Origin of the sequence: Fusobacterium varium (assembly GCA_021531615.1) — a bacterium.
In the GTDB taxonomy this organism is placed as follows: domain Bacteria; phylum Fusobacteriota; class Fusobacteriia; order Fusobacteriales; family Fusobacteriaceae; genus Fusobacterium_A; species Fusobacterium_A varium_C.
This window is the reverse complement of sequence record JADYUE010000043.1, coordinates 1-18700: the sequence shown is the minus strand read 5'-3', so window position 1 is coordinate 18700 and position 18700 is coordinate 1. Positions and strand designations below refer to the sequence as shown.

The window sequence follows — 18700 nt, the reverse complement described above, 5'->3', positions numbered from 1 at the left end:
AGTTAAGCCTGTAAACGCTGAAAGTACTTGGAGGGAAGCCTCCTGGGAGGATAGGAACTCGCCAAGCTTTTTTATTACAAAAAAATATTTAAATATTTATTTAATATTTTATAAAAAAAACATTGACAAAGTATGTAACATATGATATCATATTTAATGTCTTAGAAAGCAAGATAGAACAAACTCTTATACCATATTGGTGGTCAATATGGGAGGATCACAAAGATACCGTTAATGAGTGGAGGTGTAAAATTGAGAGTAAATATTCAATTAGAATGTACAGAATGTAAAAGAAGAAATTATAGTACTTCAAAAAATAAAAAGAACACTACTGAAAGATTAGAAATTAATAAATACTGTAAGTGGGACAAAAAAGTTACTTTACACAAAGAAACTAAAAAATAATCTTTGTTTGTAAGTTTACAACATGCAGGTCAATGGCTCAATTGGTAGAGCATCGGTCTCCAAAACCGAGGGTTGGGGGTTCGAGTCCCTCTTGACCTGCCATTTTTTTTATTAAAGTCAAAACATAAAGGTGATTTCATGAATCTGTTTCAAGGAATAAAAATGGAATATTCCAAGGTTCAATGGCCTAAGAAAGAGGAGATAGTTAATTCAACTCTTTGGGTAATTGCTATGAGCTTGATAATGAGCATATATTTGGGAGTTTTTGATTTGATTGCTTCTAAAGGATTGAAAATGTTGGTATCTCTCTTTGGAGGATAGATAGATGGAAAAAACATTAGTAAAAAAATGGTTTATGATTCATACTTATTCAGGGTATGAGAAAAAAGTTAAAACTGACCTTGAACAAAAAATAGAAACACTTGGTATGGGAGACATAGTAACTAAAATACTAGTTCCTGAAGAAGAAACTATTGAAGAGGTTAGAGGAAAAAAGAAAACTGTTGCTAGAAAGATATTTCCTGGATATGTAATGCTAGAAATGGTAGCTACAAGAGAGGAAAGTGAAGAAGGAATAAACTTTAGAGTTGATTCTGATGCTTGGTATGTTGTAAGAAATACTAACGGAGTAACAGGATTTGTTGGTGTGGGATCTGATCCTATTCCAATGGAAGATGATGAAGTAGTAAATATTTTCAAAGTAATTGGGATGGATATTCCAGAAGAAGAAAAAGAAAATAGAGAAGTTATAAAAATAAACTTTGCAATTGGTGAATATGTAAAAGTTCTTGCTGGAGGTTTTGCAGGTCACGAAGGAAAAGTTGCAGAGATAGATATGGAACAAAAGAAAGTGAAAGTTATGATCGAAATGTTTGGAAGAATGACTCCAGTCGAAGTAGATTTTAACAGTGTTGAGAAGGTAGAGTTATAATATTTACCTTTTAAGTGGGAGATGACACCGTCATTACCACACAATTCATGGAGGTGTAATTTTTTAAAATGGCAAAAGAAGTAATTAAAATAATAAAACTACAATTACCAGCAGGTAAAGCTAACCCAGCTCCACCAGTTGGACCAGCATTAGGACAACACGGAGTTAACATTATGGAATTCTGTAAAGCGTTCAATGCAAAAACTCAAGATAAATCAGGATGGGTAATTCCAGTTGAAATTTCTGTATACAACGACAGATCTTTCACATTCATACTAAAAACTCCACCTGCATCAGATCTATTAAAGAAAGCTGCAGGAATCCAATCAGCAGCTAAAAACTCTAAAAAAGAAGTTGCAGGACAAATCACAACAGCAAAATTAAAAGAACTTGCAGAAACAAAAATGCCTGACTTAAATGCAGGATCAGTTGAAGCTGCTATGAGAATTTTAGCAGGATCAGCAAGATCAATGGGAATCAAAATAGTTGACTAATTACTGTTGTTAAAGTGAGTAAATTTTCGAGGCTCACGGTTATATTAAGTGGTAGGAGATATCCGCATCACCACAAAGGGAGGAAATTAAAGAAATGGCAAAACATAGAGGAAAAAAATACTTAGAAATAGCTAAGTTAATAGAAACTGGAAAGCTTTATGAAGTAAAAGAAGCTTTAGAATTAGTTTTAAAAACAAAAACAGCTAAATTTAATGAAACTGTAGAAGTTGCATTAAGACTTGGAGTAGACCCAAGACATGCTGACCAACAAGTTAGAGGAACTGTTGTTCTTCCACACGGAACTGGTAAAACTGTAAAAGTATTAGCAATCACATCTGGTGCTAACATAGAAAAGGCTTTAGCTGCTGGTGCAGACTATGCTGGAGCTGACGAATACATCGCTCAAATCCAACAAGGATGGTTAGATTTCGATCTAGTTATCGCTACACCTGACATGATGCCTAAACTAGGAAGATTAGGAAAAATCCTAGGAACTAAAGGATTAATGCCTAACCCTAAATCAGGAACAGTTACTCCTGATATCGCAGGTGCTGTATCTGAATTCAAAAAAGGAAAACTTGCATTTAGAGTTGACAAATTAGGATCAATTCACGTACCAATTGGTAAAGCTGATTTTGCTCCTGAGAAAATTGAAGAAAACTTCAAAGCTTTCTTAGAACAAATCACAAGATTAAAACCAGCATCTTCAAAAGGACAATACCTAAGAACAGTTGCTGTATCACTAACAATGGGACCTGGAATAAAAATGGACCCAGCATTAGTTGCTAAATATGTTGGATAAATAATTTAATATAGATCCAAACCAAAGACCGTAGGTGGTTTAAAAACCGTAATTTATTACCCTACCGAGGTTGGAAGAAGGTTCGCTAGCCTCATAGTGTGATTTCAACCTCCGTTCCATTCTTTGGTACGGAGGTAATTTTTAGAAAAAAGAGGAGGTGAAATAATTAAATGGCAACTCAAGCAAAAATAGATCACGTAGCTGAACTAGTAGAAAAAATTAAAAAAGCTCAATCAGTTATCTTAGTTGATTACCAAGGAATCAGCGTTAATGAAGAAACTGCATTAAGAAGAAAAATGAGAGAAGCTGGTGCTGAATACCTAGTAGCAAAAAACAGATTATTCAAAATAGCTTTAAAAGAAGCAGGAGTTGAAGATTCTTTTGACGAATTATTAGAAGGAACTACAGCTTTCGCTTTTGGATATGCTGATCCAGTATCTCCAGCAAAAATCGTTTTTGATTTAGCAAAAGATAAGGCTAAAGCAAAACAAGATATATTTAAAATAAAAGGTGGAGTTCTAACAGGAAAAAGAGTTGAAACTTCTGATGTTGAAGCACTAGCTAAATTACCATCAAGAGAACAATTACTTTCTATGTTACTTAACTCAATGCTTGGACCAATCAGAAAACTTGCTTATGCAACTGTGGCTATTGCAGATAAAAAAGAAGCAGCAGCTGAATAATAAGTTGATTTGGTTAAACTGATAAAAAACAATAAAATTTTAAGATAAAGGCACATTTTCGTGTATAAATATTAAGGAGGAAATAATAAATGGCATTCGATAGAGAAAAATTTATAGCTGAATTAGAAGCTATGACTGTTTTAGAATTAAAAGAACTAGTAACTGCATTAGAAGATCACTTTGGTGTAACAGCAGCTGCTCCAGTAGCAGTAGCAGGACCAGCAGTAGCAGAAGCTGCTGAAGAAAAAACTGAATTTGATGTAATCCTAACTGCAGCAGGAGCTAACAAAATAGCAGTTATCAAAGAAGTAAGAGGAATTACTGGATTAGGATTAAAAGAAGCTAAAGAATTAGTAGATAACGGTGGAAAAATTAAAGAAGCTGTTGCTAAAGACGAAGCTGAAGCTATAAAAGAAAAACTAACTGCAGCAGGAGCAACTGTAGAAGTTAAATAGTTGCGAATTCAGGCTGGGAACTAGCCGTGGAGCTTGGTAAATATAACTAGTTTATTAGTTAATTCCCAAGAAACTCTCGCTTCTTAAAGTGGGAGTAGTTCACTTTAGAACAATAGATCTTATTTAATTAAAAAAAATAGGCACTCTTATTCAGAGTGCCTTTTTACTAATTATTGAGGATAGCTTAAAAGGATATTTTGTATTACATTTTAATGTAAATTTTTGTTTTGGAACAGTGATAATTAATCATTTGAAAATAGATTTTAGCCTTTTATTTTCAAGCGATTAGGTATTAAACTTTAAGATTAGTAAGGGGTGTGAATTAATGGGGAAACTCGTTGAAAGATTGAATTTTGGAAGGATAAAAGAGAGAGGAACAATGCCTCATTTTCTTGAGTTCCAATTGGATTCCTATGAAGATTTTCTACAAGCTAAAGAGGCTCCAAATAATAGAAAAGATAAGGGGTTAGAATCAGCTTTTAGAGAAATTTTCCCTGTTGAATCTTCTAATGGAGATATCAAGTTGGAGTATGTTTCTTATGAATTACATGAAGCAGAACCACCATTAAATGATGAACTTGAATGTAAGAAAAGAGGAAAGACTTACTCTGGTTCTTTAAAAGTAAGATTAAGACTTACAAATAAAAAGAGTGGAAATGAGATACAAGAATCTCTAGTTTACTTTGGAGAAGTTCCTTTAATGACTGAAAGAGGAACATTTATAATCAATGGAGCTGAAAGAGTTGTTGTATCACAATTACATAGATCTCCTGGAGTATCATTTAATAAAGAGATAAATATTCAAACTGGTAAAGACTTATTCTCAGGAAAAATTATTCCATATAAAGGAACTTGGTTAGAGTTTGAAACTGATAAAAATGATTTCCTAAGTGTTAAGATAGACAGAAAGAAAAAAGTATTAGCTACTGTATTCCTAAAGGCTATTGATTTTTTTGATAATAATACAGAGATAAAAGACTATTTCTTAGAAACTAAGGAATTAGATTTAGCCTCAATATTCCAAAAATACAAAAATAGAGAAGAACTTTTAAGTGTAATTAGAACAAGATTTGAAGGAAGCTTTATTAAAGAAGATATCTATGATGAGGAAACAGGAGAAATTATAGCAGAAGCAGATGCTCTTATTGATGAAGCATTAATAGAATCTTTAATTGATAATAAAGTAGAAAAAGTTGTTTATTGGGAAGTAAAACCAGAAGATAAACTATTAGCTAATACTGTTATGAACGACAGTACACTTACAAAAGAAGAAGCTGTAACTGAAGTATTTAAAAAATTAAGACCTGGAGATTTAGTAACTGTTGAATCAGCAAAATCACTTGTTAGACAAATGTTCTTCAACCCTCAAAGATATGATCTTGAGCCAGTTGGAAGATATAAAATGAATAAGAGATTAAAACTTAATGTTCCAGAAGATGAAATCTTACTTACAAAAGAAGATATCATTGCAACTATGAAGTATGTAATTAACCTAAATAATGGAAATGGACATACTGACGATATAGATAACCTTTCAAATAGACGTGTAAGAGGAGTTGGAGAACTTCTTTTAATGCAAATAAAAGCTGGATTATCTAAAATGGGTAAAATGGTAAAGGAAAAAATGACTGTGCAAGATTCAGAAACATTGACTCCACAATCACTTTTAAATACTAGACCATTAAATGCTCTAATATTAGATTTCTTTGGTTCTGGACAATTATCACAATTCATGGACCAATCAAACCCACTAGCTGAGCTTACTCACAAAAGAAGAATATCAGCACTAGGACCTGGAGGACTTTCAAGAGAAAGAGCAGGGTTCGAGGTTAGAGACGTACACGATTCTCACTATGGAAGAATTTGTCCTATAGAAACTCCAGAAGGACCAAACATTGGACTTATTGGATCACTAGCTATTTATGCTAAAATTAATAAATATGGATTTATTGAAACTCCATATGTAAAAGTAAAAGATGGAAAAGCTGATTTTGATCAAGTTGATTATTTAGCAGCTGATGAAGAAGAAGGATTATTCATTGCCCAAGCCGATACAAAAATTGGAGAAAACAATGAACTTCTTGGAGATGTTGTTTGTAGATATGGACATGAAATTGTAAATATCAGTGGAGAAAAAGTTGATTATCTAGATATTTCTCCTAAACAAGTTGTTTCTGTATCAGCAGGACTTATTCCATTCCTTGAGCATGACGACGCCAACAGAGCACTGATGGGATCAAACATGCAAAGACAAGCAGTACCATTATTAAGAACAGAAGCTCCTTACATTGGAACAGGACTAGAAAGAAAAGTTGCTGTTGACTCTGGAGCAGTAGTAACATCTAAAACAGATGGAAAAGTAGTATATGTAGATGCTAAGAAAATAATAATTGAAGATCCAGAAGGAAAAGAACATAAATATAGAATGTTAAACTTCGAAAGATCTAACCAATCAATGTGTTTACACCAAACTCCATTAGTTTCACTTGGAGAAGAAGTTAAAGTTGGAACAGTTATTGCTGATGGACCAGCTACAAAAGGTGGAGACTTAGCATTAGGAAGAAATATTCTAATGGCATTCATGCCTTGGGAAGGATATAACTACGAAGACGCCATCCTAATTTCAGATAGATTAAGAAAAGATGATGTATTTACATCTATCCACGTTGAGGAATATGAAATTGAAGCAAGAAATACTAAACTTGGAGATGAAGAGATCACTAGAGAGATCCCTAACATTTCAGAAGAAGCTTTAAGAAAACTTGATTCAAACGGAATAATAACAGTAGGATCAGAAGTTGGTCCTGGAGATATACTTGTAGGAAAAACTGCTCCTAAAGGAGAAACAGAACCACCTGCAGAAGAAAAACTATTAAGAGCTATCTTTGGAGAAAAAGCAAGAGATGTAAGAGATACATCATTAAGAATGCCTCATGGATCTAAAGGAACTGTAGTAGAAATACTAGAGCTTTCTAGAGAAAATGGAGACGAATTAAAAGCTGGAGTAAACAAAGCTATAAGAGTTCTAGTAGCTGAAAAGAGAAAAATAACTGTAGGAGATAAGATGTCTGGACGTCATGGAAACAAAGGGGTTGTTTCAAGAGTACTTCCAGCAGAAGATATGCCATTCTTAGCAGATGGAACACACTTAGACGTTGTTCTTAACCCACTAGGGGTGCCATCACGTATGAACATAGGACAAGTACTAGAAGTTCACTTAGGTATGGCTATGGGAAATTATAATGGTGGAACACATATTGCAACACCAGTATTCGATGGAGCATCAGAAGAACAAGTTAAAGATTACTTAGAAAAACTAGGATTCCCTAGAAGCGGAAAAGTAGATCTTTATGATGGAAGAACAGGAGATAAATTTGATAACCCTGTTACTGTTGGAAGAATGTACATGTTAAAACTACACCACCTTGTAGAAGATAAAATGCATGCTAGAGCAATTGGACCTTACTCTCTAGTTACTCAACAACCTCTAGGAGGAAAAGCTCAATTTGGAGGACAAAGACTTGGAGAGATGGAAGTTTGGGCACTAGAAGCATATGGAGCATCAAACATTCTACAAGAGATGATGACAGTAAAATCAGACGATGTTACAGGAAGAACAAAAACTTATGAGGCTATCATAAAAGGTGAAGAGATGCCAGATCCAGATTTACCAGAATCATTTAAAGTATTATTAAAAGAGTTCCAAGCATTAGCACTAGATGTAGAACTATTTGACTCTGAAGATAATATAATAAATGTTGATGAAGAATTAAATAAAGATGATATGACAACTGAATACTCACCTTTAGCTGATTTAAAAGATTAATTAAATAAGAAATAACTGCTTAAGGAATAATTTGGGTTTAGACTCAAATTATTCCTAATAATAAATCTAATAGCTTTATCTCAATTAAGGAGGCTTTGCATTTAATGGGAATAAGAAGTTTTGAAAAAATAAGAATTAGATTAGCATCCCCTGAAAAGATAGAAGAATGGTCATATGGGGAAGTTACAAAACCTGAAACTATAAACTATAGAACTTTAAATCCAGAAAGAGATGGTCTATTCTGCGAAAAAATATTCGGACCAACTAAAGACTGGGAATGTGCTTGTGGAAAGTACAAAAGAATGAGATATAAAGGTCTTATCTGTGAAAAGTGTGAGGTAGAAGTAACAAGATCTAAAGTAAGAAGAGAAAGAATGGGGCATATCTCACTTGCTGCACCAGTTTCTCATATTTGGTATTCTAAAGGAACTCCAAATAAAATGTCATTAATAATTGGACTATCTCCAAAAGAATTAGAATCTGTATTATATTTTGCTAGATATATAGTAACAGAATCTGGAGAAAGTAACTTAAAAGAAGGAAAAATTCTTACAGAAAAAGAATATAAATTATATAAACAACTATATGGAAATAAGTTTGAAGCTTTAATGGGAGCTGAAGCTATCCTTAAATTATTAGAAAAAACAGATCTTGAAACTCTTAGAGATGAACTTGAAAAAGATCTTGAAGATGTAACTTCATCTCAAAAGAGAAAGAAAGTTGTAAAAAGACTTAAAATAGTTAGAGACTTCTTAGCATCTAACAACAAACCTGAATGGATGATACTAAAAAATGTTCCAGTAATTCCAGCAGATTTAAGACCTATGGTACAACTTGATGGAGGAAGATTTGCTACTTCTGACTTAAACGATCTATATAGAAGAGTTATCAACAGAAATAACAGACTTAAAAAACTTTTAGAAATAAAAGCACCAGAAATCGTTGTAAAAAATGAAAAAAGAATGCTTCAAGAAGCAGTAGATGCTTTAATTGACAATGGAAGAAGAGGAAAACCAGTTGTTGCTCAAAACAACAGAGAGTTAAAATCTCTATCTGATATGTTAAAAGGAAAACAAGGAAGATTTAGACAAAACCTACTTGGAAAAAGGGTTGACTACTCAGCGAGATCGGTTATCGTTGTAGGACCATCTCTAAAAATGAACCAATGTGGAATCCCTAAGAAAATGGCTCTTGAATTATACAAACCATTTATTATGAGAGAACTTGTAAAAAGAGAACTTGCATCAAACATCAAAACAGCTAAAAAATTAGTTGAAGATGCAGATGATAAAGTATGGGATGTAATTGAAGATGTTATTCAAGATCACCCAGTTCTATTAAACAGAGCTCCGACTCTTCACAGACTATCTATTCAAGCATTTGAACCAGTACTAATTGAAGGAAAAGCAATTAGACTTCACCCATTAGTATGTTCTGCATTCAATGCTGACTTCGACGGAGACCAAATGGCAGTACACTTAATGCTATCTCCAGAAGCTATAATGGAAGCTAAATTATTAATGTTAGCACCAAATAATATCATATCTCCATCAAATGGAGAACCAATTGCAGTTCCATCTCAAGACATGGTTATGGGATGTTTCTATATGACTAAAGACAGACCAGGATCTAAAGGAGAAGGAAAAGCATTCTCAAATATAGAACAAGCACTTACTGCATATCAAAATGGAGTACTAGATACTCATGCAATGATTAAAGTAAGAATAAATGGAGAAATGGTAGAAACTACTCCAGGAAGATTAATGTTCAATGAAATCCTACCTGAAGTTGACAAACAATACCATGTAACATTTGGTAAATCACAATTAAAGAAACTTATCGCTAAATTATATGATGAGCATGGATTTACTGAAACAGCTGAATTAATCAATAAGATTAAAGATTTCGGATATCACTATGGAGCAATGGCAGGGGTATCAGTAGGTATAGAAGACCTTGAAATTCCTGCAGCTAAGAAAGAAATACTTGCTGATGCTGATAGAAGAGTTGCTGAAATAGATAATGATTATAAAGAAGGAAAAATCATTAACGAAGAAAGATACAGAAAAACAATCGCAGTTTGGTCAGAAGCTACTGAAGCTGTTACAAAAGCAATGATGGATGGACTAGACCAATTCAACCCAGTTTACATGATGGCGAACTCAGGAGCCAGAGGTAACATATCTCAGATGAGACAACTTGCTGCCATGAGAGGAAACATGGCGGATACACAAGGAAGAATCATTGAGGTACCTATTAAAGCTAACTTCCGTGAAGGACTAACAGTATTAGAATTCTTCATGTCATCACATGGAGCTAGAAAAGGACTAGCAGATACTGCCCTAAGAACTGCCGATTCAGGATACTTAACAAGAAGACTTGTTGATATTTCTCATGAAGTTATTGTTAAAGCTGAAGATTGTGGAACAACTCAAGGAATTGAAGTTGGAGAACTAGTTTCAGATGGTAAAGTAATTGAGAAATTAGATGAAAGAATTAGAGGAAGAGTTCTTGCTGAAGATCTAGTATTTGAAGGAGAAGTAATCGCTACTAGAAATACTATGATTGGTAAAGAATTAATTGATAAAATCAATGAACTTGGAATAAGAAAAGTTAAAATCAGATCTCCATTAACTTGTTCTCTAGAAAAAGGAGTATGTCAAAAATGTTATGGTATGGACCTTTCTAACCATAGAGAAATACTTCTTGGAGAAGCAGTTGGAGTTATCGCTGCTCAATCAATCGGAGAACCAGGTACACAGCTTACAATGAGAACGTTCCATACAGGAGGAGTTGCAACAGCAGCAACAGTTGTAAGTGGAGTTAGAGCTGAAAACTCTGGTAAAGTAGTTTATAGAGATGTTAAAACTCTAGAAAATGAAAAAACTGGAGAACAAATCGTAGTTAGCCAATCAGCTAAATTAATCATTGGAAATTATGACTATGAAATTCCATCAGGATCTATATTAAAAGTTAAAGAGGGAGATAATGTTGAAATTGGAGATACTCTAGTAACATTTGATCCATTCCACATCCCTATTATTGCTGACCAAGATGGTAGAATTGAATATAGAGAACTTTATGTTAAAGAAAACTATGATGAAAAGTATGACGTTACTGAATACATGGCAATTAAACCAGTAGAATCAGGAGATATCAACCCAAGAGTAGTTGTATTTGACAATGAAGGAAATGCAAAAGGAAGCTATGTTATCCCATTTGGAGCTTACTTAATGGTAAGAGAGGGAGAAGAAGTTAAAAAAGGTCAAACAATAGCTAAGATCATCAAAGAAGGAGCCGGAACAAAAGATATCACTGGAGGTCTTCCAAGAGTTCAAGAGCTATTTGAAGCAAGAAATCCTAAAGGTAAAGCAATGCTTACTGAAATAGAAGGAAAAGTAGAAGTTACTGGTAAGAAGAAAAAAGGTATGAGAGTTATTTTAGTTAAATCTACAAGTGACTCAAAAGACTTTAAAGAATACTTAGTACCAGTTGGAGAACGTTTAGTTGTAACAGATGGTATGCTTGTTAAAGCTGGAGATAAGATTACAGAAGGAGCAATCTCTCCATTTGACATCTTAAATATCAAAGGACTTGTAGCTGCAGAACAATTTATCCTTGAGTCAGTACAACAAGTGTATAGAGACCAAGGAGTTGGAGTTAACGACAAGCACATTGAGATCATCGTTAAACAAATGTTTAAGAAAGTAAGAATAATCGATTCAGGAGCATCTCTATTCTTAGAAGATGAAGTAGTTGAAAAGAGAGTAGTAGACCTAGAAAATGCAAGATTAAAAGAATTAGGAAAACCATTAATTCAATATGAGCCAATTATTCAAGGTATTACTAAAGCTGCTGTAAATACAGGAAGCTTTATCTCTGCTGCATCATTCCAAGAAACTACAAAAGTACTTTCAAATGCTGCTATTGAAGGAAAAATTGACTTCTTAGAAGGATTGAAAGAAAACGTAATCATCGGTAAGAAGATACCTGCTGGAACTGGATTCAGTGCATATAAGAAGATAAGAGTTAAAAAATTATCAGAAGAAGAATAATAAAATAAGAATAGGCGACATAATATAGTCGCCTATTCCTGTATTATTTTATTGTTCTTGGAGGAAAAAATATGAGAAGTATGACAGGTTATTCTAAACTTAATTTTGAAGATGAAAAGTTTGCTATTAATTTAGAGCTAAAAAGTGTTAATAATAAAAATTTAAATTTAAAAATAAAACTTCCATACAATTTAAATTTTTTGGAAAATGCTATAAGAACAGAAGTAGCCTCAAAAATAAGTAGAGGATCATTAGATCTAAAAATAGAATTTGAAGATAAGAGAGAACTTGGAGAGATCTTCGATTATGATAGAAGTCTAAGTTCAGCTTATATGAAGATTCTAAAAGAGATGGAAAATGACTTTGATGAAAAATTTACAAATAAAATGGACATTTTAGTTAGAAATTTAAATGTAATAAAGAAAAATGATTTTGAAATAGATGAAAATGAGTATTCAAAATTTATTTTAGAGAAGATACAAGAACTTTTAGTTGGATTTATAAAGACTAAAGAGGATGAGGGAAATAGACTAAGACTTTATTTTATGGAGAGAATAGAGGTTCTTGAAAGTAAGATAGAGGAAATTAAAAAGTTTAAAGATATAGTAGTAAGTAATTACAAAGCAAAATTATTAGAGAGACTTGAAAAGATAAAAGAAGAAGTAGAATTTAAAGAGGAAGATATTTTAAAAGAGATTCTATTATTTACAGATAAATCAGATATCTCAGAAGAAATTTCAAGATTGGATAGTCATTTAACACAATTAAAATTAGAAATGAATAGTTCTGAAATTGCTATTGGGAAAAAGATTGATTTTATTCTTCAAGAGATTTTTAGAGAGCTAAATACAACAGGGGTAAAATGCAACTTATATGATATTTCTAAATTAGTTGTAGAGAGTAAAAATGAATTGGAAAAGATAAGAGAACAAGCTATGAATATTGAATAGGAGGGCAATTACATGAAGCCAGTGAATATAGGGTTTAACAATATGGTAATGGATGAGAGAATAGTAGCTATTATAAATCCTGATTCAGCACCAAGTAGAAGATTGAGAGAGGAAGCAAAACTTGAAAATCGTTTGATAGATGCCACTCTTGGAAAGAAAACAAAAACCTTAATAATAACTGACTCAAATCATGTGATAATGTCAGCTATAAATCCAGAAACCATATCATTGAGAATAGGAAAAGGAGAGTAACGATGTCAAAAGGAAATCTATATGTAGTATCTGGACCAAGTGGAGCTGGGAAATCAACTATATGCAGATTGGTTCGCAAAATGCTTGGAATTAATTTAGCAACTTCTGCTACTACTAGAGAGCCTAGAACAGGAGAAGTAGATGGAAGAGATTACTATTTTTTAACTAAAGAGGAATTTTTAAGAAAAGAAAAAAATGGAGATTTTTTAGAATATGCTACAGTACATGGAAATTACTACGGAACTTTAAAATCAGAGGTTGAAAATAGATTAGCTAAGGGAGAAAATGTAATACTAGAGATAGATGTACAAGGTGGACTACAAGTTAGAGATCAATACCCAGATGCAAATCTTATATTCTTTAAAACTCCTACTAATGCAGATTTAGAAGCAAGATTAAGAGGAAGAAAAACAGATAGTGAAGAGACTATTCAATTAAGACTTGCTAACTCTATAAAAGAATTAGAGTACGAAAAAGAGTATGATATGACAATAATAAATTATACTGTTGAACAAGCATGTGAAGAGTTGAAAAAAATTATTGAAGAGAAGAGTAAATAGGAGGGATATTATGAAAAAAGAGATAATTTATGATGAACTTTTAGAAAAAATACCAAATAAATATATTTTAACTATTATAAGTGGACAAAGAGCAAGAGAGATTGGAAAAGGAGATCAATTATTAACTAAATGCAGTAAAAAAGATACTGATGTTAAAAAAGCTTTTAGAGAGATACTTGATGGAAAAATAGGATATGAGTTTGCAGAAGGAAAAGTTGAGGAATAAAATGTTAAAAAAACTTTTTATTCTTTTTTTCTCTCTCATATTTTTATTAAGTTGTGGTAAAGAAGTAAAAAAAATTGAAAGTGAAAAATTTCTTTTTGGAACATATATAAGAATAACTGTTTATGATAGTGATGAAAAATTAGCTAGACAATCTATAGAAAAAGCTTTTAATGAGATTGCTAGAATAGATAGTAAGTTTAATAGTAAAGTTCTAGAAAGTGTTATAGGTAAATTAAACTCATCAGAAGATAAAAGTGTAAAATTAGATGAAGAGGGAAAATACCTATTTAATGAAGTAAATAAGATGTATGAACTTTCAAATAGAAAGTATGATATAACAATAGAGCCTCTTTTAAAAGTATGGGGATTTGGAGAGGTAGGAAAATTATCTGTCCCTACATTTGAAGAGATAAAAAAAGCTCAAGAAACAATAGATTTTTCAAAGGTTAAGATTGAAGGAGATAATTTAATAATAGAATCTCCAGTAAAAAGTATAGATACAGGATCATTTTTAAAGGGATATGCTGTACAAAAAGCTAAAGAAAAATTGAAAGAAGCTGGAATAAAAAGTGCCTTTATTACAAGTATCTCAAGTATTGATGTAATAGGAACAAAGCCAGAAAAGAAACCTTGGAGAATAGGGGTACAAAATCCTCAATCTCCAGATCAGATATTAGGTGTAGTTGAGCTTAATGATGAGAGTATGGGAGTATCTGGAGATTATCAAACCTATGTTGAAATAGATGGAGAAAGATACCATCATATTTTAGATAAGACAACAGGGTGTCCTATAGTTGATAAAAAAATGGTTCTTGTAATTTGTGACAATGCTTTTATAGCTGATATGTACTCAACAGCATTCTTTACTATGCCTATAGAAAAGATTATTTCTTATGCTGAAAAAGATCAAAAAATGAAAGTTTTAGTAGTAGATAAAGACATGAGAATTTTTAAGTCAAAAAATCTTGAATTTTTTGAAAAATAAAAGAAAATTTAAATAAAAATACTTGTAATAATTTAATTTTTCAAATATAATGTAGTGTGTGTAAATTAATAATTAATATATTAGGAGGATTATCTAAATGGAACAAATGTTTATTTACGTTGGGATAGCCGCTGGGATTATAGCTCTAATTGCAGCATTTGGTTATTCTAAAAAAGTGGAAAGTTATCAAATTAACATTCCAAGAGTAGCAGAAATAACTGATGCTATTAGAGAGGGAGCTATGGCTTTCCTAGTTGCTGAATACAAAATACTAGTATATTTTGTAATCGCAGTTGCTGTATTATTAGGAATTTTCTTAAGCCCTAAAGTTGCTATCACATTCGTATGTGGAGCTATTACTTCTGCAATCGCTGGAAACGTAGGAATGAGAATTGCTACTAAAGCAAACGGAAGAACTTCAATAGCTGCTAAAGAAGGAGGACTTTCAAAAGCTCTAGACGTTGCATTTGCTGGAGGAGCTGTAATGGGTCTTTCTGTTGTTGGACTTGGAATGCTTTTATTAACAGTTATGATAATGATATTCAATGCTGATATGTCAATCGTTACTGGATTCGGAATGGGAGCTTCATCAATCGCTCTATTTGCAAGAGTTGGAGGAGGAATCTACACTAAAGCTGCAGACGTTGGAGCTGACCTTGTTGGTAAAGTAGAAGCTGGAATCCCTGAAGATGACCCTAGAAACCCTGCTACAATCGCTGACAACGTTGGAGATAACGTTGGAGACGTTGCTGGAATGGGAGCAGACTTATTTGAATCTTATGTTGGATCAATAATCGCTGCTATGACAATTGGAGCTACTTTAGCAGCATCAAGAGGAAATGTTGGATACCTAGTTGCACCTCTATTAATCGCTGCTTTCGGAATTGTAACTTCAGTTATAGCTACATTAACAGTTAAAACTAACAATCCTGATGAAGTTTACCACAAACTTGAAAACGGAACAAGAATTGCTGGAGTACTTTCTCTAGTTGCTTCATTTGGAATTATTAAATACTTAGGATTAGAAATGGGAATATTCTATGCTATCGTTGCTGGACTAGTGGCAGGATTAATCATAGCATACTTCACAGGACTATATACAGATACTGGTAAAAAAGCAGTTAACAGAATTGCTGATGCTGCTAAAACTGGACCAGCTACAACTATAATCGAAGGATTAGCAGTTGGAATGGAATCAACAGTTGCACCTATCGTTATAATTGCTATCGCTATTATCGTTGCTTACATGGCATCTAAAGATATCTCAGGAATCTATGGAATTTCAGTAGCAGCAGTTGGAATGCTAGCAAGTACAGGAATGGTTGTTGCAGTTGACGCTTATGGACCAGTAGCAGATAACGCTGGAGGAATCGCAGAAATGTCTGAATTACCTCACGAAGTAAGAGAATGTACAGATAAACTTGACGCAGTTGGAAACTCAACAGCAGCAGTTGGAAAAGGATTCGCTATTGGATCAGCAGCTCTTACAGCTCTATCTCTATTTGCAGCTTATAAAGAAGCAGTTCAAGCTTCTACAGACTTCGACTTCGTTATTGAAGTAACTAACCCAGAAGTTATAGTTGGACTATTCATCGGAGGAATGTTAACATTCTTATTCTCAGCTCTTACTATGACTGCAGTTGGTAAAGCAGCTATGGAAATGGTTGAAGAAGTTAGAAGACAATTTAGAGAAATTCCTGGAATCATGGAAGGAAAAGGAAAACCTGACTATAAGAGATGTGTTGAAATTTCTACTCACTCTTCATTAAAAGAAATGATTCTACCTGGAATCCTTGCTATAGTTGTTCCAGTAGGAATTGGACTTTGGTCAGTAGCAGCTCTTGGAGGATTACTAGCTGGATCTCTTGTAACTGGTGTACTTATGGCTATCATGATGGCTAACGCTGGAGGAGCTTGGGACAACGCTAAGAAACAAATCGAAGCTGGATACAAAGGTGACGGTAAAGGTTCTGACAGACATAAAGCAGCAGTAGTTGGAGATACAGTAGGAGATCCATTCAAAGATACTTCTGGACCAGCTCTAAACATCCTTATTAAATTAATGAGTATTGTTGCTCTTGTACTAGTACCATTATTTGTTAAATTTATGTAATTAAGATAATTAGGACAATCGAAAGATTGTCCTTTTTTCTTTTGGTAAAAAACGAATATTAATAAGAATAATATTAGTTGAAAATAAATTATAAATATTATATACTCTTTGTAAGAAGATATTAATAATCAGATATAGGGGGAAAAATTATGGCTACAGAGTTAAGTTTAAAAAAAGGTAATTTAACAAAAAAAGGATTAGTTGGTTTTTCTTGGACAACATTTTTCTTTGGACTTTTTGTTCCTTTATTTAGAGGAGATTGGTTATGGGCAATAATAATGTTTGTTGTAGGTTGTGTAACTTGTGGAGTTTCAAATATTGTTTTAGCATTTTTCTATAATAAAGTATATACATCAAAATTATTAGAAAATGGTTGGGAACCAGCAGATGAACATTCTAAAAAGATTTTAATCGAAAAAGGAATGATAACAGAATAGAAAATTAAAAAATTTTAAATTTAATTAGAGGAATAGGAAATATTTTCTATTCCTTTTTATATATAAATGCTATACTAAATTATAACTTATAATTTAGGAGGAAGTAGTATGAAAAATTTTGTGTATAACATTCCTACAAAGATATTTTTTGGTAAAGGTCAAGTAGAAAAAATAGGTCCAGAGATTTTAAAGTATGGGAAAAAAGTTTTACTTGTATATGGAAAAGGTAGTATAAAATCAAATGGAATTTATGATAAAGTAATAGAAATTTTAAAAGCACATGAGATAGAGTATTTTGAAGTAGCTGGAGTAGATCCAAACCCTAGAACAGAAACAGTTTATCATGGAGCTGATCTATGTAAAAAACATGGAATAGATCTAATTTTAGCTATGGGTGGAGGAAGTACAATAGATTGTTCAAAGGCAATAGCTCTTCAAAGTAAATATGATGGAGATTTCTGGCAAGATTTCTATATTGATAGAAAATATAAATTGATAAAAGATGTAACACCAGTAGCTTCTATACTTACATTGGCAGCAACAGGAAGTGAGATGAATGGAAGTGCAGTTATTTCAAATTTAGCAACTAATATGAAAATGGGATTTACTCATGATAGATTAAAACCAGTTTTTTCAGTTGAAGATCCTGAGTACACATATTCAGTAAGTAAATACCAAACTTGTGCTGGAGCAATAGATATAATGAGCCACTTGTTTGAACAATATTTTTCTGTGGAAAAAGATGGATTTTTACAAAATAGAGTGATAGAAGGATTGATGAAAACAATAATTCACTATGCTCCGATAGCAATAGAAAATCCAAGAGATTATGAAGCAAGAGCAAATATTATGTGGACAAGTTCTTTAGCACTAAATGATCTTGTAGATTATGGAAAAGAGTCAACAGATTGGGCAACTCATCAAATAGAACATCAATTAAGTGCTGTATATGATATAACTCATGGAATTGGATTGGGAATAATTACACCAGCTTGGATGAAATATGTATTATCAGATGAAAATATCCATAGATTTGTAGATTATGGAAAAAATATTTGGAATTTAAGTGGAAGCGATAGAGAGATAGCAGAGAAAGCAATAGAAAAAACACAAGAGTTCTTTATTTCATTAGGTTGTCCAGCTAATCTGAGAGAGATAAACATTGATGATTCTAATTTTGAGTTGATGGCAGGAAATGCAACTTTCAGAGGAAGAATAGGGTCAATGAAAAAATTAAGCAAGGAAGATGTAATAGAAATATATAAATTAGCTTTATAGTAATAGAAAAAATACCAGTAAGAAAATAATTTTTTATTGGTATTTTTTTTGTTGAATATAATTCTAAATTTGACAAATAAAGGCTATAATAGTATAATTTTTTATATAAAAATATTGAAAAGGAGATAAATATGGATAATTTTTTTTATTAAACTAGTCAAGAACACTGGTGACTTTAGTCGTGAGATGAATTGACTAGAATAGTAAGCGTATAGGGAAACTTGTACGTAGACGTAGAAACACTACGC

17 protein-coding genes, 1 tRNA gene and 1 other annotated feature are annotated in these 18700 nt (G+C 32.5%); all 18 genes read left to right on the top strand.

Annotation, left to right across the window (positions count from 1 at the left end):
- Positions 1 to 252 precede the first annotated feature (252 nt).
- Complete coding sequence (rpmG, locus tag I6E31_10705; GenBank protein ID MCF2640436.1) at positions 253 to 405, top strand: 50S ribosomal protein L33; 153 nt, start codon at positions 253 to 255, stop codon at positions 403 to 405.
- 26 nt (positions 406 to 431) lie between these two features.
- Positions 432 to 507, top strand: a tRNA-Trp gene (locus I6E31_10700).
- A gap of 36 nt (positions 508 to 543) precedes the next feature.
- On the top strand, positions 544 to 726 hold the full coding sequence (gene secE, locus I6E31_10695) for a preprotein translocase subunit SecE (GenBank protein ID MCF2640435.1): 183 nt from the start codon (positions 544 to 546) through the stop codon (positions 724 to 726).
- A 4-nt stretch (positions 727 to 730) separates the two neighbouring features.
- A complete protein-coding gene (gene nusG, locus I6E31_10690) occupies positions 731 to 1336 on the top strand; it encodes a transcription termination/antitermination factor NusG (protein MCF2640434.1) in 606 nt (201 codons plus the stop codon).
- Positions 1337 to 1404: 68 nt separating this feature from the next.
- Positions 1405 to 1830, top strand: coding sequence for a 50S ribosomal protein L11 (gene rplK, locus I6E31_10685; GenBank protein MCF2640433.1), 426 nt, complete (start codon positions 1405 to 1407; stop codon positions 1828 to 1830).
- A gap of 94 nt (positions 1831 to 1924) precedes the next feature.
- Positions 1925 to 2632: a 50S ribosomal protein L1 gene (locus tag I6E31_10680; protein ID MCF2640432.1), complete on the top strand. Its 708-nt coding sequence runs from the start codon at positions 1925 to 1927 to the stop codon at positions 2630 to 2632.
- A 3-nt stretch (positions 2633 to 2635) separates the two neighbouring features.
- Positions 2636 to 2782, top strand: a sequence feature (ribosomal protein L10 leader region).
- Between the two features lie 20 nt (positions 2783 to 2802).
- Positions 2803 to 3315: a 50S ribosomal protein L10 gene (locus I6E31_10675; protein MCF2640431.1), complete on the top strand. Its 513-nt coding sequence runs from the start codon at positions 2803 to 2805 to the stop codon at positions 3313 to 3315.
- An 89-nt stretch (positions 3316 to 3404) separates the two neighbouring features.
- A complete protein-coding gene (rplL, locus tag I6E31_10670) occupies positions 3405 to 3770 on the top strand; it encodes a 50S ribosomal protein L7/L12 (protein ID MCF2640430.1) in 366 nt (121 codons plus the stop codon).
- Positions 3771 to 4095: 325 nt separating this feature from the next.
- A complete protein-coding gene (gene rpoB / locus I6E31_10665; GenBank protein ID MCF2640429.1) occupies positions 4096 to 7596 on the top strand; it encodes a DNA-directed RNA polymerase subunit beta in 3501 nt (1166 codons plus the stop codon).
- A gap of 104 nt (positions 7597 to 7700) precedes the next feature.
- Complete coding sequence (gene rpoC, locus I6E31_10660; GenBank protein ID MCF2640428.1) at positions 7701 to 11651, top strand: DNA-directed RNA polymerase subunit beta'; 3951 nt, start codon at positions 7701 to 7703, stop codon at positions 11649 to 11651.
- Between the two features lie 71 nt (positions 11652 to 11722).
- The gene (locus I6E31_10655; protein MCF2640427.1) at positions 11723 to 12601 is read left to right on the top strand and encodes a YicC family protein; all 879 of its coding nucleotides are present in this window, start codon (positions 11723 to 11725) and stop codon (positions 12599 to 12601) included.
- A 12-nt stretch (positions 12602 to 12613) separates the two neighbouring features.
- Complete coding sequence (locus tag I6E31_10650; GenBank protein MCF2640426.1) at positions 12614 to 12853, top strand: DUF370 domain-containing protein; 240 nt, start codon at positions 12614 to 12616, stop codon at positions 12851 to 12853.
- 2 nt (positions 12854 to 12855) lie between these two features.
- On the top strand, positions 12856 to 13413 hold the full coding sequence (gmk, locus tag I6E31_10645; GenBank protein MCF2640425.1) for a guanylate kinase: 558 nt from the start codon (positions 12856 to 12858) through the stop codon (positions 13411 to 13413).
- Between the two features lie 10 nt (positions 13414 to 13423).
- Positions 13424 to 13639, top strand: a complete 216-nt coding sequence (rpoZ, locus tag I6E31_10640; GenBank protein MCF2640424.1) for a DNA-directed RNA polymerase subunit omega — start codon at positions 13424 to 13426, stop codon at positions 13637 to 13639.
- A 1-nt stretch (position 13640) separates the two neighbouring features.
- Positions 13641 to 14624 (top strand): FAD:protein FMN transferase, encoded by a 984-nt coding sequence (locus I6E31_10635; protein ID MCF2640423.1) that lies wholly within the window; start codon positions 13641 to 13643, stop codon positions 14622 to 14624.
- A gap of 97 nt (positions 14625 to 14721) precedes the next feature.
- Entirely contained in the window at positions 14722 to 16737 is a 2016-nt protein-coding gene (locus I6E31_10630) for a sodium-translocating pyrophosphatase (protein ID MCF2640422.1), read from the top strand.
- Positions 16738 to 16886: 149 nt separating this feature from the next.
- A complete protein-coding gene (locus tag I6E31_10625) occupies positions 16887 to 17174 on the top strand; it encodes an HrgC protein (protein MCF2640421.1) in 288 nt (95 codons plus the stop codon).
- 108 nt (positions 17175 to 17282) lie between these two features.
- Positions 17283 to 18452, top strand: a complete 1170-nt coding sequence (locus I6E31_10620) for an iron-containing alcohol dehydrogenase (GenBank protein ID MCF2640420.1) — start codon at positions 17283 to 17285, stop codon at positions 18450 to 18452.
- Positions 18453 to 18700 lie beyond the last annotated feature (248 nt).

Coding starts and splice junctions, on each gene's coding strand:
- secE (MCF2640435.1), top strand. CDS start 544: ATGAATCTGTTTCAAGGAATAAAAATGGAATATTCCAAGGTTCAATGG.
- nusG (MCF2640434.1), top strand. CDS start 731: ATGGAAAAAACATTAGTAAAAAAATGGTTTATGATTCATACTTATTCA.
- rplK (MCF2640433.1), top strand. CDS start 1,405: ATGGCAAAAGAAGTAATTAAAATAATAAAACTACAATTACCAGCAGGT.
- I6E31_10680 (MCF2640432.1), top strand. CDS start 1,925: ATGGCAAAACATAGAGGAAAAAAATACTTAGAAATAGCTAAGTTAATA.
- I6E31_10675 (MCF2640431.1), top strand. CDS start 2,803: ATGGCAACTCAAGCAAAAATAGATCACGTAGCTGAACTAGTAGAAAAA.
- rplL (MCF2640430.1), top strand. CDS start 3,405: ATGGCATTCGATAGAGAAAAATTTATAGCTGAATTAGAAGCTATGACT.
- rpoB (MCF2640429.1), top strand. CDS start 4,096: ATGGGGAAACTCGTTGAAAGATTGAATTTTGGAAGGATAAAAGAGAGA.
- rpoC (MCF2640428.1), top strand. CDS start 7,701: ATGGGAATAAGAAGTTTTGAAAAAATAAGAATTAGATTAGCATCCCCT.
- I6E31_10655 (MCF2640427.1), top strand. CDS start 11,723: ATGAGAAGTATGACAGGTTATTCTAAACTTAATTTTGAAGATGAAAAG.
- I6E31_10650 (MCF2640426.1), top strand. CDS start 12,614: ATGAAGCCAGTGAATATAGGGTTTAACAATATGGTAATGGATGAGAGA.
- gmk (MCF2640425.1), top strand. CDS start 12,856: ATGTCAAAAGGAAATCTATATGTAGTATCTGGACCAAGTGGAGCTGGG.
- rpoZ (MCF2640424.1), top strand. CDS start 13,424: ATGAAAAAAGAGATAATTTATGATGAACTTTTAGAAAAAATACCAAAT.
- I6E31_10635 (MCF2640423.1), top strand. CDS start 13,641: ATGTTAAAAAAACTTTTTATTCTTTTTTTCTCTCTCATATTTTTATTA.
- I6E31_10630 (MCF2640422.1), top strand. CDS start 14,722: ATGGAACAAATGTTTATTTACGTTGGGATAGCCGCTGGGATTATAGCT.
- I6E31_10625 (MCF2640421.1), top strand. CDS start 16,887: ATGGCTACAGAGTTAAGTTTAAAAAAAGGTAATTTAACAAAAAAAGGA.
- I6E31_10620 (MCF2640420.1), top strand. CDS start 17,283: ATGAAAAATTTTGTGTATAACATTCCTACAAAGATATTTTTTGGTAAA.